Annotated in this window: 18 protein-coding genes; 10 read left to right on the plus strand and 8 right to left on the minus strand. The window is 73.0% G+C overall.

Features of this window, described 5'->3' with window-relative positions:
• Positions 1-664: 664 nt before the first annotated feature.
• The 6 genes from ACGFNF_RS25090 to ACGFNF_RS25115 form a co-directional block, all read right to left on the minus strand.
• A complete protein-coding gene (locus ACGFNF_RS25090; protein WP_357580708.1) occupies positions 665-1513 on the minus strand; it encodes a PmoA family protein in 849 nt (282 codons plus the stop codon).
• 23 nt (positions 1514-1536) lie between these two features.
• The gene (locus ACGFNF_RS25095; protein ID WP_393171127.1) at positions 1537-2175 is read right to left on the minus strand and encodes a hypothetical protein; all 639 of its coding nucleotides are present in this window, start codon (positions 2173-2175) and stop codon (positions 1537-1539) included.
• On the minus strand, positions 2172-2933 hold the full coding sequence (locus ACGFNF_RS25100) for a carbohydrate ABC transporter permease (RefSeq protein ID WP_132238380.1): 762 nt from the start codon (positions 2931-2933) through the stop codon (positions 2172-2174). Before ACGFNF_RS25100 ends, ACGFNF_RS25095 begins: the two co-directional genes overlap by 4 nt.
• Positions 2934-3070: 137 nt before the next feature.
• Positions 3071-4051 carry a sugar ABC transporter permease gene (locus ACGFNF_RS25105; protein ID WP_357580710.1) on the minus strand — a complete coding sequence of 327 codons (981 nt, stop codon included), beginning with the start codon at positions 4049-4051 and terminating at the stop codon, positions 3071-3073.
• A gap of 29 nt (positions 4052-4080) precedes the next feature.
• Complete coding sequence (locus ACGFNF_RS25110) at positions 4081-5430, minus strand: ABC transporter substrate-binding protein (RefSeq protein WP_393171130.1); 1350 nt, start codon at positions 5428-5430, stop codon at positions 4081-4083.
• A 19-nt stretch (positions 5431-5449) separates the two neighbouring features.
• Positions 5450-6577 (minus strand): LacI family DNA-binding transcriptional regulator, encoded by a 1128-nt coding sequence (locus tag ACGFNF_RS25115; RefSeq protein ID WP_357580712.1) that lies wholly within the window; start codon positions 6575-6577, stop codon positions 5450-5452.
• 239 nt (positions 6578-6816) lie between these two features.
• On the opposite strand from ACGFNF_RS25115, the gene ACGFNF_RS25120 reads away from it, so the two are divergent.
• From ACGFNF_RS25120 to ACGFNF_RS25150, 7 genes are all read left to right on the plus strand, one after another.
• On the plus strand, positions 6817-8145 hold the full coding sequence (locus ACGFNF_RS25120; protein ID WP_357580713.1) for a Gfo/Idh/MocA family oxidoreductase: 1329 nt from the start codon (positions 6817-6819) through the stop codon (positions 8143-8145).
• Positions 8146-8175: 30 nt separating this feature from the next.
• A complete protein-coding gene (gene uxaC, locus ACGFNF_RS25125; RefSeq protein WP_357580714.1) occupies positions 8176-9600 on the plus strand; it encodes a glucuronate isomerase in 1425 nt (474 codons plus the stop codon).
• Positions 9597-10901 carry an enolase C-terminal domain-like protein gene (locus ACGFNF_RS25130; protein WP_357580715.1) on the plus strand — a complete coding sequence of 435 codons (1305 nt, stop codon included), beginning with the start codon at positions 9597-9599 and terminating at the stop codon, positions 10899-10901. The genes uxaC and ACGFNF_RS25130 overlap by 4 nt, the downstream gene beginning before the upstream one ends.
• A complete protein-coding gene (locus tag ACGFNF_RS25135) occupies positions 10898-12382 on the plus strand; it encodes a mannitol dehydrogenase family protein (protein WP_393171134.1) in 1485 nt (494 codons plus the stop codon). The genes ACGFNF_RS25130 and ACGFNF_RS25135 overlap by 4 nt, the downstream gene beginning before the upstream one ends.
• A gap of 41 nt (positions 12383-12423) precedes the next feature.
• Positions 12424-13623: a Gfo/Idh/MocA family protein gene (locus tag ACGFNF_RS25140; protein WP_393171136.1), complete on the plus strand. Its 1200-nt coding sequence runs from the start codon at positions 12424-12426 to the stop codon at positions 13621-13623.
• Positions 13624-13794: 171 nt separating this feature from the next.
• Positions 13795-15183: a polysaccharide lyase family 1 protein gene (locus tag ACGFNF_RS25145; protein ID WP_393171138.1), complete on the plus strand. Its 1389-nt coding sequence runs from the start codon at positions 13795-13797 to the stop codon at positions 15181-15183.
• A gap of 303 nt (positions 15184-15486) precedes the next feature.
• Positions 15487-16926, plus strand: a complete 1440-nt coding sequence (locus ACGFNF_RS25150; protein ID WP_393171140.1) for a hypothetical protein — start codon at positions 15487-15489, stop codon at positions 16924-16926.
• 109 nt (positions 16927-17035) lie between these two features.
• Here the strand turns inward: ACGFNF_RS25150 and ACGFNF_RS25155 are convergent, their stop codons facing one another.
• Together ACGFNF_RS25155 and ACGFNF_RS25160 are read right to left on the minus strand one after the other, a co-directional pair.
• Complete coding sequence (locus ACGFNF_RS25155; RefSeq protein ID WP_393171142.1) at positions 17036-18757, minus strand: acyl-CoA dehydrogenase family protein; 1722 nt, start codon at positions 18755-18757, stop codon at positions 17036-17038.
• Between the two features lie 26 nt (positions 18758-18783).
• Positions 18784-19335 (minus strand): PadR family transcriptional regulator, encoded by a 552-nt coding sequence (locus ACGFNF_RS25160; RefSeq protein ID WP_393171144.1) that lies wholly within the window; start codon positions 19333-19335, stop codon positions 18784-18786.
• Between the two features lie 98 nt (positions 19336-19433).
• Here ACGFNF_RS25160 and ACGFNF_RS25165 point away from each other — a divergent pair, with 98 nt between their 5' ends.
• The 3 genes from ACGFNF_RS25165 to ACGFNF_RS25175 are packed head-to-tail and all read left to right on the plus strand — an operon-like array spanning position 19434 to position 21672.
• Positions 19434-20159, plus strand: coding sequence for a FadR/GntR family transcriptional regulator (locus ACGFNF_RS25165; protein ID WP_393171146.1), 726 nt, complete (start codon positions 19434-19436; stop codon positions 20157-20159).
• Complete coding sequence (locus ACGFNF_RS25170; RefSeq protein ID WP_357580920.1) at positions 20156-21007, plus strand: sterol desaturase family protein; 852 nt, start codon at positions 20156-20158, stop codon at positions 21005-21007. Before ACGFNF_RS25165 ends, ACGFNF_RS25170 begins: the two co-directional genes overlap by 4 nt.
• Positions 21004-21672, plus strand: a complete 669-nt coding sequence (locus tag ACGFNF_RS25175) for a lysoplasmalogenase (RefSeq protein ID WP_393171149.1) — start codon at positions 21004-21006, stop codon at positions 21670-21672. The genes ACGFNF_RS25170 and ACGFNF_RS25175 overlap by 4 nt, the downstream gene beginning before the upstream one ends.
• Positions 21673-21725: the final 53 nt, after the last annotated feature.

Genomic DNA, 21725 nt, shown 5'->3' on the forward strand with positions numbered 1-21725 from the left:
AGCGTTCGTCCTGAGCCAGGATCAAACTCTCCAACAAAAACTTGTTGAAAAACTGTCCCGACAACAAAAAGTGTTGCCAAAGGAATCCAAGACCAACAAACCATAAATGGCCTGCCAGTCCGGGGTATAAATCATAATTGGCACTGGCTTATCAAGCACCCTGTTGAGTTCTCAAAGAACAACCACACACCGCCCAGAAACCCCACACCGTGGAGCACCCGACCCGGGGCATTTCGTTCACCATGTCCGCCGCTTTCCGCGCCGGGCACTTTTACTACGTTACCCGGTGGTTTCCGCCGTGTCAAACCGCTTCGTAGCGATCCGCACCACTTCAACCAATTTCCGGGCATCCCGATGGTGCCGACTCTCGTCGACGATCTTCGGGAAGTTCGGCAGACCGGCCGCTTCGCGGTTTCCCGCGAGCTCGCCCGGTTCCCTACCGGCCGTGAACCTTACCCGGTCGGTTCCGCCTCACCAAATCCGCCTCGCGACGAATCCGGGGCACCGCCCGTGCCGACCCCGATGGGATGACCCCAACCGGACCGATGGTCTCACCGCGCTCCGGCCTCGCCAGGGCTTTCGCCCTGTTCGTCCGTTCCGCGCTGGCAGAGAGAAAGTTACGCCCGCCCGGCAAGATCGTCAAATCCGGGGTGGGAGGGCCGCGTCACACCGTCCCGCCGGCGGCCAACGCGGCGGCCGTCGCCTGGTCGAGCGTGCCGTCGGCGACGACCACCCGGTGCCGCCCGGTGCGACTCGTACCTGCGGTGATCACCCTGGGCCGGTCGAAGGCGAACGCCACGCAGACCCCCGGGTACATCGCGGTGCGGACGAACCAGCGGTCGCCCTCCGCGAGCCCTGCCAGCACGAGCGTGTACGCGGCCCCGTCCGGCCCGGTGCCGGCGAACGCCAGCCACGGCGCGTCGCTGCCGTTGACCGCGTCCTCCCCCTCGGCGGTGGCGGTGCACACCCGCGCGGGTGTCGCGCTGACCGCCCGCCAGAAGAAGCCGCCGTAGCCGGCGCCACCCGGGCGTCCGTTGGTCGCCGGGCTGCCCAGGCCGACGTCCCGGTCGGCGGGGGCGGTCAGCGTGTACCCGACGTCGAGGGCCCAGGCCCGCTCGCCGACCCGCTGCGCGGCCAGCTCCCGCCGCTCGGCGAGCAGCACCGCCCCGTCCCGGTCCCGCCACTCCAACTGGTGCGCGAGCCGTTGCGGGTCGCGGGTCTCCCAGCGGGTGTGCGCGATGCGGCCGTGGTCGTCGCGCCACGTGTAGCCGGTGTCGCGGACGTAGGTGCGCCCGCCCCAGAGGTTGGTGCCGTCGACGTCCTGCACGGCCAGGGACGCGCCGAGGTGCCAGACGTGGTCGGCGGGAAACGCGTCGGTGACCACGGTCCCGCCGAGGGTCCGCACGGGGTGCAGGTACGGGCGGGGGCCGTGCCGGGGGTCGATCGCCGGGTCGACGACGTACCGGGCCACCGGCACGTCGTCGACGCTGAGCTGCCGATCGTTCTCGGTCACACCGGCCCGCCGGTCGCCGCCCGTCACGACTGTCCCACCGGGGCGGGCACGGTCCGCCGCGCGACGGCGTGCAGGGCGGCGACCACGTACCCGGCGAGGATGGGCACCGCGACCGGGATGACCAGGACGGCGAGCAGCGCGGCGACGGCGCTGACCCCGCCGGCGGCGGCCCAGGTGCCCGGGCGGGCGCGGCAGGCGCCGGCGGCGGCACCGGCGGCCTCCCGCCAGCCACGGCCACCGCGGCGGCCGACCTCCACCACCACCAGCGCGGCGTACCCGGCCAGGGCGGCGGCCAGCGCGACGGTGACCAGGAGCAGCGGTGCCCCGCCGGGGACCCGGCCACCGGCCAGCGCGGCGACGTTCACGGCGAGCAGCCCGAAGGCGGCGACCGTCAGCACGCTCACCCCGACGCCCGGCAGCAGGGCGCGGCCGTAGCGGGTCAGGTTCTCCCGCGCGGAGGGCCAGGAACCGACGGTGTACCGGTCGTGCACCGCCGCGCTCGCGGCGGCGACGGCCGCCGCCGCGGTGAGCACCGGCAACGCCGCCAGGGTCAGGGCGATGCCGAGCACCGCCAGGTCCGTGGCGTCGGTGAGCACGTCCCGCCAGTCACGGCGGGCCGGCCCGTCCTCCCGGTCCGGCCCGCCGTCCGGGTGCGACCTCATCCCTTGAGTCCGCTCGTGTTGATGCCCTCCACCAGCATCCGCTGGAAGGCCACGAAGAACAGGAACACCGGCAGCAGCGACAGCACCGACATGGCGAACATCGGGCCGACGGCGCTCTGGCTCGTCGAGTCGATGAACAGGGTCAGCGCCACCGGCACGGTGTAGTCCTCGAGGTCGGAGAGGAAGACGAGTTGCCGGAAGAAGTCGTTCCAGGTCCAGATGAACGAGAAGATCGCCGTGGTGACCAGCGCCGGCCGGCTCAGCGGCAGGATCACGTGCCGGAAGATGCCGAAGGCGTTCGCACCGTCGATCTTGGCGGCCTCGTCGAGCTCGCGTGGGATGCCCCGCATGAACTGCACCATCAGGAACACGAAGAACGCCTCGGTGGCCAGGAACTGCGGGATCAGCAGCGGCAGGTACGGCCACTCGCCGCCCACCAGGCCCAGGCTGCGGAACAGGATGTACTGCGGCACGATCAGCACGTGCCCGGGCAGCAGGAGCGTCCCGATCATCACGGCGAACCAGACGCCCCGCAGCCGGAACCGCAGCCGCGCGAAGGCGTACGCGGCGAGCAGGCAGGAGACGCCGTTGCCGACCACGGTCAGCAGGCTGACCATCGCGCTGTTGAGGAAGAACCGGCCGAAGCTGAAGTCGAAGTTGGTCCAGCCGTCGGCGTAGTTGCCGGGGGTGAACTCGTTCGGCAGCAGGCCGATGTTGTTGACGATCTCCTCCTGGCTCTTCAGGGACGTACCGATCATCCAGAAGAGCGGGTAGAGCACGACCGCGACGATCGCGATCAGGATGAGCAGGCGCACGGCCTGCCCGCCGCCGCTGGCCCGGCGCGGGCCGCGCGGGCCGGTCGTCGCCGGGGTTGCCGTCGGGGTCGCCGTCGCCGTCACCGGTCCTCCCCGTCCGAGTAGTGCACCCAGAACCGCCCGGTGCTGAAGAAGATCGCGGTGATGATCGCGATGGCGAGCAGGAAGACCCAGGCCATCGCCGAGGCGTAGCCCATCTCAAGGTTGGTGAAGCCCGTGATGTAGAGGTTCAGCGTGTACATCAGGGTGGAGTCGACCGGGCCGCCGGTGCCGTTGCTGAGCACGAACGCGGCGGTGAAGCCCTGGAAGCCGTTGATGGTCTCCAGCACCAGGTTGAAGAAGATCACCGGCGAGAGCATCGGCAGGGTGACGGCGACGAACTGCCGCCACTTGCCGGCGCCGTCGACGGAGGCCGCCTCGTAGAGCTCGGTGGGCACCTGCTTGAGGCCGGCCAGGAAGATCACCATGGGCGCGCCGAACTGCCAGATGGCGAGCACCATGAGGGTCTCCAGGGCCCAGTCGGGGTCGTTGACCCACGGCTTGCCCTCGATGCCGAAGACGCTCAGCAGCGAGTTGAACGCGCCCTCGCGGTTGAACATGTTCACCCAGACGATGGCCAGCGCGACGCTGCCGCCGAGCAGCGACGGCAGGTAGAACAGGCCGCGGAACAGCCCGACGCCGCGCCAGGCGCGGTTGAGCAGCAGGGCCACCCCGAGGGCGGCCGCCAGCTTCAGCGGCACGGCGACCAGGGCGAAGGTGAGCGTCACCCGCACCGAGTGCCAGTACGACGGGTCGGCGGTGAACATGCGCTCGTAGTTGGCGAATCCGACCCACTCCACCTCGGAGAAGGGGGTGAGGATGTCGTAGTTCGTGAAGCTCAGGTAGAGCGACAGGAGCATGGGTATCGCCGTGACGGCCATCAGGCCGAGCAGCCAGGGCGACAGGAAGACGTAGCCGGCCAGACCGTCCCCGTGCCGGGCCCGCCCGACCCCGCGCCTGCCGGCGGGGGTCGGGACGGGTCCGGTACGTCGGGTCGGGTCGGGCGCCGTGGTCAGAGCCACGAACCGATTCCTCTCCGTGTGGCGTCAGGTCAGGCGATGGCGGACTTGCAGGCGGTGATGAACTGCTCCGCCGCCTGGGCGGAGCTGATCCGGCCGTACTGGGCGTTCTCGGCGGCCTTGATCAGCTCGGCGCGGACCTTGCTGTGCCCCTTGAGCGGGACCTGCGGCGCCTCGCCGAACTTCTGGGCCAGGTCGGACTCGACCTGGATCGACTGCTTCATCGCCGGGTCGGTGACGTCGTCGCTGACCACCCGGCGGAGATCCAGGTTCGACGGCAGGCCCCGGTCGGTGCCGAGGATCTTGACGGCCTCGGGGTCGTTCGCCAGGAAGTTGATCACGTCGACCGCAACGTCCTTGTGCTTGCTGCCCTTGAACACCGACCAGTACATGGAGGCGCGGGCCCACTGGGCGCTCGGGTCACCGGGGTAGGCGATGACGCCCAGCTCGTCCTTGGTGTTCTTCTTCAGCTCCGGCATCTGGTTGACCCAGACCCAGCTGGTGCCGGCCTTGCCGGTGACCACGAGCTGCTTGGTGATGTCGGTGGCGTTGCCCTCGTGGATGACGTCGGGGGTCGGGGTGGCGCCCCGGTCCCGGGCGCCCTTCCACAGGTCGAACCACTTCGTCACGTCCTCGGCGGTGAAGCCGAGCTCCTTGCCCTTGTAGAGGTCCTTGCCCTGCTGGCGCAGCCACACCCAGAACGCCTTGTAGTCGGCGCTCGGGTCCTGGGTGCCGGGCACCTTGGTCTTCTTCGCCACCTGCTCGGCCCAGGCGATGTGCTCCTCCCAGCTCATCCCCGTGGTCGGCTCGGGCAGGCCGTTCTTGGTCAGCAGCGTCTTGTTGTAGACCAGGCCCTGGGTGTTCTCTCCCGAGGCCACGCCGGCGAGCTTGCCGTCGACCACGCCGTACTGCCAGAGGCTCTTGGGGAACTTCGACACGTCGAGGTCGCCGGAGTCCTTGTACGACGTCAGGTCGAGGGTGGTGCTGCGCGAGGCGTACTCGGCCAGGTAGTTGTCGTCGATCTGGAAGAGGTCCGGCGGGTTGCCGCCGGCGGTGAGGGTGGCCAGCTTGTCGAAGTAGCCCTGGTTGGCCTGCCAGGTCTTCTCGAACGTGACGTTCGGGTGCTTCTTGGTGTAGAGGGCGAGGGCCTCCTCGGTCAGTTTCGCCCGGGCCTCACCGCCCCACCAGAAGACCGAGAGCTTGACCGGGGCGTTCGGGTCGGTGCTGGCCTCGTCGTCGCCGCCGCAGGCGGCGGCACCGAGGACCAGGGGCAGGGCGACGACCGTGGCGAGCAGGCCGCGGATCAACCGCCGCCGGCGGACGGGGGTACGGTGAACGGGCACGGCCTGCGTGCCAGTGGTGGGGGGCGTTGCGGGGTGCATGTGCGCTCACTCCTTGGCGTTAGGAGGCGACGACGCCACCGGTGGCCGCGGTCGGGCGACCCGGGCCCGCAAGGCGATGCGGGCCCGGGACGACCAACTCGGCGTCGGGGCGGTTCCGACCGTCTGCCGGCGCGGCGGCGGTCGAGTCGCGGATGACCAGTTCGGTCTGGAGCATTACCTGTGCGGTGGTACGACGGTCGTCGCTCGTGACACCCCGACCGCCGCGTGAGCCACGGGCGGCGACGGTGTCGTGTTGCAGGAGCATGTCGACGGCCGTCCGGCCGGCGGCCGCGTTGGGCGTGGCCACCGTCGTCAACTTGGGCCGGGTGAGCCGGCTCAGGGCGATGTCGTCGATACCGACGACGCTCACGTCCTGCGGGACGCGCATCCCGACGGCGTCGAGCCCTTCGATCAGGCCGATCGCCATCAGGTCGTTGTAGGCGAGGACCGCCGTGGCCTCGCTGCGGCGGACCTGCTCGGCGAGGGCCGCGCCGCCGGTCTCGGTGGGCTGGTTGGGCCCGAGGACGGTGAACTCGGCGCCGCCGGCCCGCGCCGCGACGCCGGCCGCCCGGCGGATCTCCCGGCTGGTCCACGAGCCGCGCGGCCCGCTGAGCAGCGCGATCCGCCGGTGGCCGAGGCCGAGCAGGTGCTCGATGGCCGACCGGGCGCCCTGCCCGACGTCCATGGTGACGCAGGGCAGGCCGGCGACCTGCCGGTTTATCACCACCAGCGGCACTTCGCGGCTGAGCTGCTCGATCATGCTGTTGCTCATCCGCGGGCTGCACAGCAGCACCCCGTCCACCTGCTTCGCGAGGGCGTGGACCAGCTCCTCCTCGGCGATCGGGTCCTCGTTGGTGTCGGCCACGAACACGTGGTAGTCGCGTTGGCGGGCCTGGCTCTCCGCCGCCTTGATCAGCGGCGGGAAGAACGGGTTGGCGATGTCCGCGATGATCAGGCCGATGTTGTGCGTACGGCCGGTGATCAGGGCGCGGGCGGCGCGGTTGGGCCGGTAGCCGAGCTCCTCGGCGCAGGCCAGCACCCGGCCCCGGGTCTCCGGGTTGACCAGGTGCGGGGCCGAGAACGTGCGGGAGACCGTGGAAATGTGCACGCCGGAGGCCCGGGCGACGTCTCGGATGGTGGCTGGCACGGCGGGGCCCTTCGTCCAGTGTGGCTGGGGTCACGTCAGGTGCCGCCAATTAATGCAAACGGTTGTGCCGGTGTCAACGGTCGATGGTTACAGATGCGTTTCGGCCACGCTCCCACCATGTGCTGAAATGCGGATCAAATCGGATCTATGCCGCCGGTTTGGCATCGATCGTTGACGCCGCCGCGCGGCGCGTGGTTATTTCGCTGCAAACCTTTGCAGCAACACGGGAGGCGGTCGCCATGTCGTCCAGCACCGGTCAGCGGGTCCGACACGCCCTGGTGGGCACCGGGTCCCGGGCCGAGATGTTCGTCCGGGCGCTGGTGCGCGACCACGCCGACACCGCCGAGCTCGTCGCGTTCGCCGACGTCAACCAGGCCCGGATGGACGCCCACAACCGGTGGCTCGGCGAGCTGGGCCACCCGCCGGTGCCGACGTACCGGGCCGAGGACCTGGCCGCCATGCTCGCCAAGGAGCGGGTCGACGTGCTGGTGGTGACGAGCGTGGACGACACCCACGCCGCACACGTCGACACGGCGTTGCGGGCCGGCTGCGACGTCATCACCGAGAAGCCGATGACCGTGGACGCCGCCGGCTGCCGGCAGATCCTCGACGCGGTCGCCGACACCGGGCGGCAGGTGCGGGTGGCGTTCAACTACCGCTACAACCCGCTGCACGAGAAGCTGCGCGAGCTGCTCGCCGACGGCGCGATCGGCGAGGTGGGCTCGGTGCACTTCGAGTGGCTGCTCGACGTGCGGCACGGCGCCGACTACTTCCGCCGCTGGCACCGCGACAAGGCGCACTCCGGCGGCCTGATGGTGCACAAGGCCGGCCACCACTTCGACCTGGTCAACTGGTGGCTCGACGCCACCCCCGTCGAGGTGTACGCCACCGGCCGGCTGTTCTTCTACGGCGAGGCCGGCCGCCGGCACGGCTACGCCCGCGACTACGAGCGGGCGCACGGCTCCCCCGCCGCCGACGACGACCCGTTCGCGCTGCGGCTCGACGCGCACCCGAAACTGCGCGAGCTCTACCTCGACGCCGAGGCCGAGGACGGCTACCAGCGCGACCGCAACGTCTTCGCCCCGGGCGTGGACATCGAGGACGACATGGCGGTGCTGGCCCGCTACTCCACCGGCGCGACGATGACCTACCACCTCACCGCGTACGCCCCCTACGAGGGCTACCGGGTGATGGTCAACGGCAGCCGGGGCCGCCTGGAGCTGGAGGTCGTGGAGAGCGACCACGTCAGCCCGGCGTCCGCCGGTGCGCTGAAGGGCGCGGCGCTGCACGGCGACGAGGCCGCCGCCGAGGCCGGCTCCGCCACGCTGACCCTGCGGCCGTTCTGGGCGCCGCCGCAGGTCGTACCCGTGGCCGGGCACACCCGCTCCGGGCACGGCGGCGCCGACGCCCGGATGGCCCGGGTCCTGATCGCCGGCGAGCCGGACCCGATGGGGCGGGCAGCGACCGCCCGCGACGGCGCCCTCGCCCTGCTCACCGGGCTGGCCGCGAACCGCTCCTTCACCACCGGCGCCCCGGTCCGGGTCGCCGACCTGCTCGACCTCTCCTGAGCCACGAACACCCTCCGAGGAGCCCCACCCGTGCCCACGACCGACCTGCTCTTCCCCGCCGACCCCGCGCAGCGCGCGGTGGCCCGCCGGCTGTACGCGCTGGCCGCGCCCCAGCCGATCATCTCCCCGCACGGGCACGTCGACCCGGCGATCCTGGCCGAGGACCGCCCGTTCCCGGATCCGGCGCGGCTGCTCATCGTGCCCGACCACTACCTCACCCGGATGCTGCTCAGCCAGGGCGTCCCCCCGGCCGAGCTGGGCGTGCCCACCGTCGACGGCAGCCCCACGGAGCCCGACGGGCGCACCATCTGGCGGCGCTTCGCCGCGCACTGGCACCTGTTCCGGGGCACCCCCTCCCGGCTCTGGCTGGAGCAGACCTTCACCGACGTGTTCGGGGTACGCACCCCGCTCTCCCCGGCCACCGCCGACGCCGTCTACGACGAGCTCGCGGCCCGGCTCGCCGAGCCGGAGTTCCGGCCCCGGGCCCTGTTCGAGCGGTTCGGCATCGAGGTGCTCGCCACCACCGAGTCGCCGCTGGACGACCTCGGGCAGCACGCCAAGCTCGCCGCCGACGGCTGGGGCGGGCCGGGCGGCCGGGTGATCACCACGTTCCGGCCGGACAACGTGGCCGACATGGAGTTCGACGGCTGGGCGGACAACGTCGCGCGCCTCGGCGAGATCACCGGCGAGGACACCGGCACGTACGCCGGCTACCTGGCGGCGCTGCGCCGGCGGCGGGCGGCCTTCATCGCGGCCGGCGCCACCTGCACCGACCACGGCCACCCCACCGCGCGCACCCTGGCGCTGGGCGCGGACGAGGCGGCGCGCCTCTACGACAAGGGCCTGCGCGGGGTCGCCGACGCGGCCGACGCGGAGACGTTCCGGGCGCACATGCTGCTGGAGTTCGCCCGGATGTCGCTGGACGACGGCCTCGTCATGCAGCTGCATCCCGGCGCGGTGCGCAACCACAACCGCTGGCTGTACGCGCGGCACGGCCGCGACGTCGGCGGCGACCTGCCGCAGGCCACCGAGTACCTGCACGCGCTGACCCCGCTGCTGGACGCGTACGGCAACGACCCGCGGCTGCGGGTGGTGCTCTACACCCTCGACGAGTACACCTTCAGCCGGGAACTCGCCCCTCTGGCGGGCGGGTACGCCGCCCTGTACCTCGGTGCGCCGTGGTGGTTCCTGGACTCGCCGGAGGTGCTGCGCCGCTTCCGCGAGTCGGTCACCGAGTCCGCGGGCTTCTACAACACCGCCGGGTTCGTCGACGACACCCGCGCGTTCTGCTCCATCCCGGTACGCCACGACGTGGCCCGCCGGGTCGACGCCGCCTACCTGGCCCGGCTGGTCACCGAGCACCGCCTCGGCGAGGACGAGGCCGCCGAGACCATCGTCGACCTGGCGTACCGGCTGCCGAAGAAGGTCTTCAAGATCGGAGAGAATGTCCTGTGAGTGTCACCGTCACCGCCGTCGACGTGCACGACGTCCGGTTCCCGACCGCCGCCGCGGGCGACGGCTCGGACGCGATCAACCGGGGCGACTACTCGGCCAGCTACGTCGAGCTGCGCACCGACGCCGGCGTCACCGGGGCCGGGTTCACCTTCACCAACGGTCGCGGCAACGAGCTGACCTGCGCCGCGATCGAGGCCCTCGCCCACCACGTGCGGGGCCGGACCGTGGAGGAGATCTTCGCCGACCCGGTGGCGTTCTGGCGCTCGCTCAGCGCCGACGTGCAGCTGCGCTGGCTGGGCCCGGAGAAGGGGGTCATCCACATGGCCACCGGCGCCCTGGTCAACGCGGTCTGGGACCTGCGGGCCAAGCTGGCCGGCAAGCCGTTGTGGCAGCTGCTCGCCGAGCTGCCCACCGAGGAACTGGTGGCCAGCATCGACTTCCACCACATCACCGACGCCCTCACCCCGGAGGAGGCGGCGGCCATCCTCGACAAGGGACTGGTCGGCCTGGACGAGCGCCGCGCCGAGTTGGAGCGCGACGGGTTCCCGTCGTACACCACCTCGGTGGGCTGGCTGGGCTACCCCGACGACAAGGTCCGGGCGCTGACCCGGCAGGCGTACGCCGAGGGGTGGCGGGCGATGAAGATGAAGGTCGGCGGGCTGCCGGCCGACGACCTGCGGCGGGCGCGGATCATCCGGGAGGAGATCGGGCCGGACGCGCTGCTGATGATGGACGCCAACCAGGTCTGGGACGTCGACGAGGCGATCACCAACATGACCGCCCTGGCCGAGGTGGACCCGTACTGGATCGAGGAGCCGACGCACGCCGACGACATCCTCGGGCACGCCCGGATCGCGCGGGCGGTCACCGGCCTGACCGACGGCCGGTGCCGGGTCGCCACCGGTGAGGTGGCCGCCAACCGGGTCATCTTCAAGCAGCTGCTCCAGGCCGAGGCGATCGGCGTGATGCAGATCGACGCCTGCCGCGTCGGCGGCGTCAACGAGGTCCTCGCCGAGATCCTGATGGCGGCGAAGTTCGGGGTGCCGATCTGCCCGCACTCCGGCGGCGTGGGCCTGTGCGAGTACGTCCAGCACCTGGCCGTCTTCGACTACCTGCGGGTCGGCACCAGCCTCGACGGCCGGATGGTGGAGTACGTCGACCACCTGCACGAGCACTTCGTCGACCCGGTGCGCACCCGCGAGGGGCGCTACCTGCTGCCGGAGGCGCCCGGCTACAGCTCCACGATGAAGCCGGAGTCGATCGCCGAGTTCCGCTTCCCGGACGGACCGGTGTGGCGATGACCGGCGGCGCTGCCCGGCTCGGTCTCGGGACGCTACGCCGGCTGCCGACCGACAGCCGCCCGCTGATCCGCCCGGGCAGCGCGCCGGCGGGGATCGTGCACCTCGGGCTGGGCGCGTTCCACCGCGCCCACCAGGCCGTCTACACCGAGGAGGCGATGGCACGGGCCGGGGGCGACTGGGGCATCGTCGGCGTCGCGCCACGCAACCCCGACGTGGTGACGACGCTGGCCGCGCAGGACAACCTGTTCAGCGTCACCACCAGCAGCGCCGAGGGGTGCCACACCCGCGTCGTCGGCGCGCTGGCCGAGACGCGGCACGCTGCCGGCGACCCCGCCGCCGTGGTGGCGCTGCTGGCCGACCCGGCGATCCGGGTGGTCACCCTCACCGTGACGGAGAAGGCGTACCAGCTCGACCCGGTGACCGGCCGGCTGCGGCCCGACCCGGAGGTCGCCGCCGACCTGCGCACCGACCGGGCACCGGTCACCGTCCCGGGCCTGCTGCTGCGCGGGCTGCTCGCCCGCGCCGCCGCGCAGGGCCCCCCGTTGGCCCTGGTCAGCTGCGACAACCTGCCCGCGAACGGCCGCCGGCTGCGCGGCCTGGTCGAGCAGTCGGTGGCGTACGCGGGGGTGCCGGAGCCGCTGGCCGGCTGGGTGCGGGAGCACGTCAGCTTCCCCGGCACCATGGTCGACCGGATCGTGCCGGCCAGCACGGCGCAGACCCTCGCCGACGCCGAGCGGGCCCTCGGGGTGGCCGACCTGGCGGCGGTGGTCGCCGAGCCGTACCGGCAGTGGGTGATCGAGGACGACTTCCCGGGCGGCCGGCCGGCCTGGGAGCGGGCCGGCGCGGTGCTCACCGCCGACGCGGGAGCCTGGGAGCGGCTGAAGCTGCGCGCCCTCAACGGCGTGCACTCGGCCGCCGCCTACCTGGGTGCGCTGGCCGGCCGGGAGACGATCGCCGACGCGCTGGCCCTGCCGCACCTGACCACGGTGCTGCGGCAGCTGGTCGCCGAGGACGTGGCGGCCAGCTTCGACCCGCCCGAGGGCGTCTCGGTCGTCGCGTACGGCGAGGAGGTGCTGACCCGGTTCGCCAACCCGGCGATCCACCACCGCACCCTCCAGGTGGCCCTGGACGGCTCGCAGAAGCTGCCGCAGCGGATCCTGCACACCATCGCCGATCTGCGGGCCGCGGGGCGGTCGGCGCACTGGGCCACGCTGGTGGTGGCCGCCTGGCTGCGCTTCGCGCAGGGTCACGCCGACGACGGCAGCCCCCTGCCGCTGGCCGACCCGCTCGCCGAGGAGATCCGCGCGGCGCTCGCCGCCGGGGCGAAGACCCCGGCGGGGGCCGTCGACGCGGTGTTCGCGCTGCGCGAGGTCTTCCCCGCCGAGGTGGCCGAGGACGACGACGTACGCGCCGAGGTGACCGGGTGGCTGACCGCCCTGCAACGGCACGGGGTGGCCGCGACGTTGGCGGGCGCCCGGTGACGGCCGCCGCCGCGGGGGCGCCACCGGGACGGGCCGGCGCCGTGCCGAGGGTCGCGATCGTCGGGGCCAACGGGCACGGGCGCTGGCACCGGCGGGTCGTCGCCCCGCTGCACGACGCCGGGCGGCTGCGGCTGGTCGCCCTGGTCGACGTACGTCCGATCGAGGACGAGCCGGCGGCGCCGGTGCCCGACGGCACCCTGGTCCACGCCGACCACCGGGAGATGCTGCGGGCGGCCCGGCCGGACGTGGTGGTGGTCTGCACCCCGCCGCACACCCACCTGCCGATCGCCCTGGACGTGCTCGCCGCGGGCGCCGACCTGCTGCTGGAGAAGCCGCCGGTACTGTCCACCGCCGAGCACCGGGAGCTGGCCGGCGCCCTCGCCGCGACGGGCCGGGCGTGCCAGGTGGGCTTCCAGGCGCTCGGCTCGGCGGCGCTGACGGAGCTGACCGACGCGGTCCGGGCCGGGCGGCTCGGCACCGTCACCGGCATCGCGACGGTGGCGTCCTGGCAGCGCTCCGACGCCTACTACGCGCGGGCGCCGTGGGCCGGGCGGCGGACGCTGCACGGCCGGTCGGTGCTGGACGGTGCCCTGGCCAACCCGCTGGCGCACGCGGTCATGCAGTGCCTGGCGGTCGCCGAAGCCGCCGCCGGGGACGGGCCGGTGGTCCCCGCGCGGATCGAGGTGGAGCGCTACCGGGTCCGGCCGATCGAGGTGGACGACACGGCGACCCTGCGGGTGTCGTCCCGTTCGGGGCCGCCGATCGTCGCGGCGGTGACCCTGGCCGGGGAGGACTTCGTCGCCGGGGAGGTGATCGTGACGGGCACCGCCGGCCGGGCCGTGCTGGAGTACCCGACCGACCGGTTGCTGCTGCCCGGCGACGCCGGCGCACGCGAGGTGCCGGGCCGGCGCGGGCTGCTGGAGAACCTCCTCGCCCACCGGGCCGACCCGGCGGTGCCGCTGATCGCGCCCCTGGCGCGGACCGCCCCGTTCACCGCGGTGCTGGAGGCGGTCACGACCGCGCCGGAGCCGACGCCGCTCGGCGGCGACCTCGTCACCGCCACGGGCGACGGCCCGGAGCGGGTGCTCACCGTGCGCGGGGTGAACCGGCTGCTGCGCCGGGCGGCCGACGAGGGGGTGCTGCTGTCGGAGCTGGGGGTGCCGTGGGCGGTGGCGCCGCACCGCAGGGAGCTGATGGGACGGGAGGAACCGCAACCCACTGCAACTGAGCCGCCCGCCTGAGGCGGGTCCATATCGGATATAGAGGCGTCAACCCGACCGAGGGCGGCCGGGGCGATATCGGCCGATTTGATCAGTTGCAACACTTCTGCACACGTTTGTCATTGACGCGTATAAAACGCGAAACCTACCGTTGCCTGATACCCGACCGGCGACGAACAGGTGGTCCGATAGATGTGGAAGAAGGCAGTGGGCGCGGCGATGGTCGCCGTGACGCTCGCGGCGACACCCGGGAGCGTGACGGCGGCCCCGGACGGCGGGGCCGCTCCGGCGCAGAACGGCGCGGTCGACACGGCCGACGGCGGGCTCTCCTGGTTCGCCCGGCACCTCGGCCGGCAGGCCCTGCCGGCCGGGGACGGCTGGGCGGCTGAGGGGACCGGCACCACCGGCGGCGCGACGGCGACCCCGGAGCAGGTGCACGTTGTCTCCAGCCGGGCCGAGCTGGTCGCGGCCCTCGGCGGCGACAACGCCACCAACCGGGGCAACGCCACCCCGAAAATCATCTACGTCAGCGGCGCGGTCGACGGCTTCGAGGGGCCCGACGGGAGCATCCTCGACTGCGCCGACCTCGCCGACCCGGAGTACTCGCTGGCCGCGTACCTCGCGGCGTACGACCCGGCGGTCTGGGGCCGGGTGGCGCCGAGCGGGCCGCTGGAGGCGGCGCGGGTGCGCTCGGTGACGAACCAGACCCGGCAGACCCAGATCAACGTCGGCCCGAACACCACGATCGTCGGCCTGGGCGGCGCCCGGCTGACCGGCCTGACGCTGATGCTCGACGGCGCGCACAACACGATCGTGCGGAACCTGACGTTCGACGACGCCCGGGACTGCTTCCCCGCCTGGTCCCCCACCGACGGCGCCGCCGGCAACTGGAACTCCCAGTACGACCAGATCTCGGTGCGCCGCAGCGAGCACGTCTGGATCGACCACAACACCTTCACCGACGGCGACAACCCGGACAGCAGCCAGCCCGTGCACCTCGGCCGGCCGTACCAGGTGCACGACGGGTCGGTGGACGTCACGCACACCGCGAGCCTGGTGACCGTGTCGTACAACCGGTTCGTCGGGCGGGACAAGGTCATGCTCATCGGCTCGTCCAACACCGTCGGCCCGGACGTCGGGCGGCTGAAGGTGAGCCTGCACCACAACATCTTCGACGGGGTGCTCCAGCGGCTGCCCCGGGTGCGCTTCGGCCAGGTCGACGTGTGGAACAACCACTACCGGCTGGCCGGCGACGACTTCGAGTACGCGATCGGCGTCGGGGTGCAGTCCGCCGTGGTCGCCGAGAACAACTTCTTCACTCTCGGCGCCGGCGTCACGGCCGACACCCTGCTCTACGACTGGGGCGGCACCGCCGTCACCACCCGCGGCAACTGGGTCCGCGCCGCCGGGGACCGGGCCCGCCCGGTCGATCTGGTGGGCGCGTACAACGCGACGCACGAGCCGGACCTGGCCCCGGACGCCGGCTGGACGCCGACCCTGCGCCGTTGCCCGGTGCTGCCGGCGCCCGCGGTGCCGGCGGTCGTGGGCGCGCTGGCCGGCGCGGACCGACTGCTCCTCTAGGACGCCGTCCGCCGCGTCGTCCCACGCGGCGGACGGACGGCCGGTGGGCCGCCGCGTCCGGCGCTCAGCGCGACGGCCCACCGGTGCACACTCCCCCACCACCAGGAGGTGCACCATGAACCGGACACGCGCTCCCGGACGCGCACACCGAGCCCCGCGGACCACCCGGTCCCGCGGGGCCGTCGCATGTGGTCACCCTTTTCGCGGGGGCGTACGGCCGCGACGGTAGCGTGGCGCCTCAGCACGGCCCGTGGGGCGGCTCTCCCGCCGACGCGGCGCTCGCGATCGTACGGAGGAGGATGCATGTCCCACGGCGACGACCCGTTCGCGGCACGCGAGGACGCGGCCTCGCGGCCGAGCTTCGACCTCGCGCTGCGCGGCTACGACAAGCGGCAGGTGGACCGCTACGTCGAGCAGGTCGACGGCGAACGGTCGGCGCGGGCCGCGGAGCGGGAACGGGCCTCGGCCCAGCTGCGTGAGCTGACCGTCGAGGTGCACCGGCTGCGGGCGGAGGCGACCGAACTGCGGGACCGGCCGGCGCAGCCGGACCGGGCGTCCTTCCGCGACCTCGGTCCGATGGTCGACCAGATCCTGGCCCTGGCCGAGAAGCAGGCCGGGGCCATCACCGACGCCGCCGGGCAGCGGGCCGCCGAACTCGAGGCCGAGGCGGAGCGGGTGCTCGCCGAGGCCCGCGAGCAGGCCACCACGACGCTGCGGGAGCTGACGGAGGAGGCGGCCGCGCGACGCGAGGAGCACGACCGGGAACACGAGGAACGCCGCGCCAACGCCCAGGGCGAGCTGGCCAGGATCCGGGAGGCTGCGGAACGGCTGCGGGCGGCGGGCGAGGCGGCCCACGACCACGCGGTGCAGGAGGCGAAGCGGATCGACGAGCAGACCGCCCAGCAGGTCGAGCAGGCCCGCGTCGAGTCCGAGGCGTTCCTGGCCTCGGCCCGCGCCCAGATCCAGCAGGAGGTGCAGGCGGCGCGCGCGAAGACCCAGCAGGAGCTGGGCCAGTGGCAGGCCGGTGTGGAGCGCGAGATCAACGAGCGCCGGGCCGCCGCCGAGCAGGAGATCGCCGAGCAGCTCGCGTCCGCCGAGCGGGAGCTCGGCGCCCAGCGTACGGCGGCCGAGCAGGAGATCGCGACGCTGATCGCGGAGGCCCAGCAGTACGCGGCCAAGGTGCGCCAGCACGTGGACGAGCAGGCCGCGACCCACCAGCAGCAGCTCGCCGCGACGCAGCAGGGCATCCGGGACCGGCGGGAGGCGCTGGCGCGGATGCAGTCCGAGCTGGACGCCGCCCAGCAGCAGCTGGCCCAGGCGCGGCAGGAGAGCGCGGGCGTCGAGCACGAGTTCGCCGAGGTGCAGCAGCGCCTCGCCGAGACCCGGCAGGAGCTGACCGACGAGCTGCGCCGCCTCGACGAGGCGCGCCGGGCCGCGGACTCCGCCGAGCAGCACGCCAAGGAGGTCCGCGCCCGGGTCAAGCGGGAGGCGAAGCGGGTCGCCGACCTGGCCGCGGCGGCGGTCATGGCGGCCGCCACGGGCGGCGCGGAGACCGCCGAGTACCCGCAGGTCGCGGCCCGGCCGAGGCCGGACCGCCCGGCGCCGGTGGCGGTGCGACCCGCCGACGACGCGACCCCGGAGGGCGGCGAGGACACGGCGGCGACCGCCCCCGGCGACGGCGGGCGGGCCCCGGCCGAGGCGACGGCGCCGCAGCCGGCGAACCAGGTGGTCACGGCCGGCTGACCCGGCGCCGGGTGGTGACGGCCGGCCGACCCCGGTGCCGGGTGGTGGCCGGCGGCGGCCGACCGTCCCGCGCCGGGCAGCCGGCGGTCGGCCGCCACGGCCCGCAGCGTCAGGGGCGCATCTCGTACGCGCCGCTGAGGGCCGCCACCCGCGCCCACATCCGCGCCGTGCGCCCCGCGTCCGCCACGGGCCGGCGGACGTGCGCCAGCGCCCAGGCGGCCTGCTCCCCGGTGGTCGCCGCCCGGCCGTGCAGGTCGACGGCGTACGCGGAGAAGTCGCGGACCAGGACGTCGAAGATCTCGTCGAGCACGTCGCCGTCCAGGCCGGTCAGCTCGGCCTGCTCCAGGATCAGGTGGCCGTAGACGATCAGCGCGAAGAGCTGGCCGAGGGCGAGCAGGAAGTCGAGGTCACGCTGCTGCTCCTCGCTCGGGGCGTGGGCGGCCAGCAGCGCGCAGAAGCCGTCGGCCTGCTCGCGGAAGCGGGCCACGTTGGGCACCTCGGCGTGGGCGTCGTAGGCCGCGCGCCAGTCGTGGAACCGGATCGTGCCGAGGCCCCGGGCCGGGCCCTGTCGGAAGAGGAACTCGTCGTCCGCGGCGTCGTGCCGGGTCGGCACCGGCAGGTGCTCGGCCGGGTGGAACAGGTAGTTGGCCATGAACTTCATGATCAGTGTGAGGTTGACGTGCACCGTTCCTTCGAGCTTGGGCAGCCCGCGGATGTCCTTGGCGGCCTTGTCGAAGTAGGTGTCCGCCTCGAAGCCCTTGGCGGCGATGACGTCCCAGAGCAGGTCGACGACCCGCTCGCCCTCGGTGGTGACCTTCATCTTGGTCATCGGGTTGAACAGCAGGTAGCGGCGGTCGTCCGGGCCCGCCGAGCGGAAGTAGTCGACGGCGCGGTCGCTGAACAGCTTCATCGCGACCAGGCGCGCGTACGCGTCGGTCAGCTCGCGCCGCACGTGCGGGAAGTCGGTGACCCGCCGGCCGTAGAGGACCCGGTTGTGGGCGTGGGTCACGGCCTCGTACATGGCGTGCTCGCAGATGCCGATCGAGGCGGTGCAGAGGTTGAACTTGCCCACGTTGACGGTGTTGAGCGCGGCGTCGAACGCGGCCCGCCCGGTGTGCAGCACGTCCTCGGGGCGCACCGGGTAGTCCTGGAGGCGGAACTCGCTGACGTACATCTGCGCGTTCACCACGTTGCGGACCAGGTGGTAGGCGGGGTGGCGGCTGTCGGCGGCGAAGAAGACGTAGCCGTCCGGTCCCTCGACGTCGGCGCGGCGGCCGAAGACGGAGACCAGTCCGGCGACGTTGCCGTTGCCGATGTAGTACTTGGCGCCGGTGGCGCGGAACCCGCCGTCGCCGTCGGGGGTGAGCACCATGTCGGTGGAGTAGATGTCCGCGCCGTGGGCGCGCTCGGAGAGGGCGAACGCCATCACGTGGCCGTCGGCGAGCAGCCCGGCGGCGCGGGCCCGCGCGGCGGCGTTGTCGCTCTGCCAGACCGGGCCGAGGCCGAGCACCGTGACCTGCCAGGTGTACCAGTAGCCGAGGCCGTAGAAGCCGAGGATCTCGCTGAGCGCGGCGTTGCGCGCGCTGTCCCAGCGCCTCGCCGGGTCCCCTCCCCCGTCGGCGGCCGGCGTGCAGAAGGCGGCAAACAGCCCCTCCTTCGCAGCGAAGTCCAGGAAGTCGGCGTACCACTCGTGCCGGTCGTAGGTGTCGAGCAGCGCCTTCTTGCCCCGACCCTCGAACCAGTCGACGGTGGCCCGCAGCAGCCGGCGGGAGGTGTCGTCGAGGTGGGTGGGGTCGTAGCTGTGCGGGTCGAGCAGGAGCGAGTCCGCCATGACGGGACTCCCTTCGGTGGGGTGGGTCAGTCGTCCAGGGTGCGCAGGGTGGTCAGCACGTCGTCGAGCCAGGCGAGCACCATCCGCTCGTACGCGATGCCGCCGCGCAGCACGACGTGCTGGAGCGCCGCCGCGGCGTCGGGCGCGGCGGGGTCGGGGAAGTCCCGTCGCTCGCCGGCCAGGTAGCGGGCGAGCGTCTCCTCGTGGGTGGCGCGGTAGCGCTCGACCTCGGCGACGAGCGCGGCGCGGCCGGCGGCGTCGTCGAAGGCGGCCCCGCGGATCTTGACGGCCAGTTCGTGCCGGACCGCCTCGGGTTGGACGGGCGCGCGCAGCCAGTCCACAAGCGCGGCCCGGCCGGCCGGGGCCACCGAGAAGGACCGCTTGTCGGGGCGGCCCGCCTGGCCGATCTCCTCGGCGGTAACCCAGTCGTCGGCCTCCATCCGCTTCAGCACCCGGTAGATCTGCTGGTGGGTGGCCGTCCAGAAGCGGCCGATGGAGCGCTCGAAACGCCGGGCCAGCTCGTAGCCGGAGCCCGGCCGTTCGAGCAGGGAGACCAGGATCGCGTGTTCGAGCGCCATGCCCGCCATCCTGCTATGCAACTCGTTGCATAGCAAGAGCCGATCGGAGTGGTCCAACCAGTTGACGGGTTGATGTGGTCTGCCCCACACTCCACGGCATGACGTTCGCTCCCGTCCCCCGCTCCTCGGTCTCCGACCACGTCTTCGGCCAGATCCGCGACGCGATCGTCAGCGGCGTCTACCGCCCCGACGAGGCGCTGCCCGGCGAGCGGGAGCTGGCCGCCACCTTCGGGGTCAACCGGCACGCCGTGCGGGAGGCCCTGCGCCGCCTCCAGCAGCTCGGCCTGGTGCGGGTCAGCCAGGGCGGCGCCACCCGGGTGCTGGACTGGCGGGTGCACGCCGGGCTCGACCTCGCCCTGTCGCTCACCCGCTTCCACGACACCCTCCCGGTGGACACCCTGGTCCGCGACATGCTGGAGATGCGGGCCTGCATCGGCGTCGACGCGGCCCGGCTCTGCGCCGAGCGCGGCGACCCGGCGGTGCGGGCCGCGATCCTGCGGGCCGTCGAGGAGTACGCGGGCCTGGCGCCGGACCTCACCGAAATGGGCGAGGCCACCATCGTGCTCTGGCGGCACATCGTCGCCGGCTCCGGCAACACCGCCTACCTGCTGGCCTTCAACAGCCTCGTGGCCGGCGCGCTCGCCGTCGGCGAGGTGCCGCCGCAGCGGCGCGCCGCGGAACTGCTCGACGTCGCGGGCCACCGCCGGCTCGCCGACGCCGTCGTCACGGGCCGGTCCGCCGACGCCGCCCGCGAGGCACGGGCCCTGCTCACCGCACCTCTCACCACCCCCGCCGCAGCACCGAGAAGGGAAGCCCGGGCATGATCCCCGCCGTGCTCTACGCCGTACCGGCGTTCCTGCTCCTCATCGTCGTCGAGGCGCTCTCCTACCGGTTCGCCCCCGACGACGGCGAACGCGGATACGAGCTGCGCGACACCGCCACCAGCCTGACCATGGGCGCCGGCAGCCAGGTCATCGGCGTGCCGTGGAAGCTGGCGACCGTCGGCCTCTACGCCGCCGCGTACACCCTCACGCCGATCCAGCTCTCCCCCACCAGCGTCTGGACGTGGGTGCTGCTCTTCTTCGCCGACGACCTCGCCTACTACTGGTTCCACCGCTCCCACCACGAGGTGCGGCTGCTCTGGGCCGGGCACGTGGTGCACCACTCCAGCGTCTTCTTCAACCTCTCCACGGCCCTGCGGCAGAGCTGGACCCCGATGACGTCCGTACCGTTCTGGCTGGGTCTGGCCCTGCTCGGCATCCCGCCCTGGATGATCTTCCTCCAGCAGTCGGTCAGCCTGCTGTACCAGTTCTTCCTGCACACCGAGCGGGTCGGCCGGCTGCCCCGGCCCGTCGAGTGGTTCTTCAACACGCCCTCGCACCACCGGGTCCACCATGGCGCCAACGCCGAGTACCTCGACCGCAACTACGGCGGCATCCTGATCGTCTGGGACCGGCTGTTCGGCACCTTCGAGCCCGAGCGGGCCACCGTCCGCTACGGCCTGACCAAGAACGTCGGCACGTACAACCCGCTGCGGGTGGCGACGCACGAGTACCGGGCGATCTGGGCCGACGCCCGGGCCGCCTCGTCCTGGCGACACCGCCTCGGCCACGTGTTCGGCCGGCCGGGCTGGCAGCCCACCCCGCAGGCGCAGCCGGCGGTGGCCCGATGATGATCCTCTGGCTGTTCGGCGTGGTGGCCGCCGTCGAGCTGATCGGCGTGGCGACCGACTCGACCCTCCTGCAGTGGCTGGCCAAGCCCCTGCTCGCGCCGGTGCTGCTGGTCCACCTGCTGCGGGCACGCCGACGCGTCGACCCCGTGGCCGTCGGGCTGGTCTTCGCCACCGGCGGCGACATCGCGCTGCTGGTCTCCGGCGACACGGCGTTCCTCGTCGGCATGGGCTGCTTCCTCGGCACCCAGGTGGCCTTCCTGACCGCCTTCCTGCGCCACCGGCGCCCGCCGGTCGTCGCGGTCGCCGCCTACCTCGCCTGCTGGGTGGCGGCCAACCTGGTGCTGTGGAACTCCCTCGGCCCGCTGCGGCTGCCGGTGCTCGGCTACAGCCTCGCGCTCAGCCTGATGGCCGCCGCCGCGGCCGGCGTCTCCCGGCGGGTGGCCCTGGGCGGTGGGCTGTTCCTGGTCTCCGACCTGCTGATCGGGATGGACGCCGCCGGCTCCCGGATCCCCGGCCACGGCCTGGCCGTGATGACCACCTACATCGCGGCCCTGCTGCTGATCACGACCGGCTGGCTGGCGGCGACCGCCGGGCGCGCCCGGCCCACGGCCGGCACCGGCAGCCTCGCGGGCGCCCCGGGGCCGGTGCCCGGCAACGCCCGTTGACCGAGCCGACGGCGCCCCGGGTCCATCCCGGACCGGGGGCGCCGTCGGTCGTC

Source organism: Micromonospora sp. NPDC048868, assembly GCF_043198195.1.
Lineage (GTDB): Bacteria > Actinomycetota > Actinomycetes > Mycobacteriales > Micromonosporaceae > Micromonospora > Micromonospora reichwaldensis.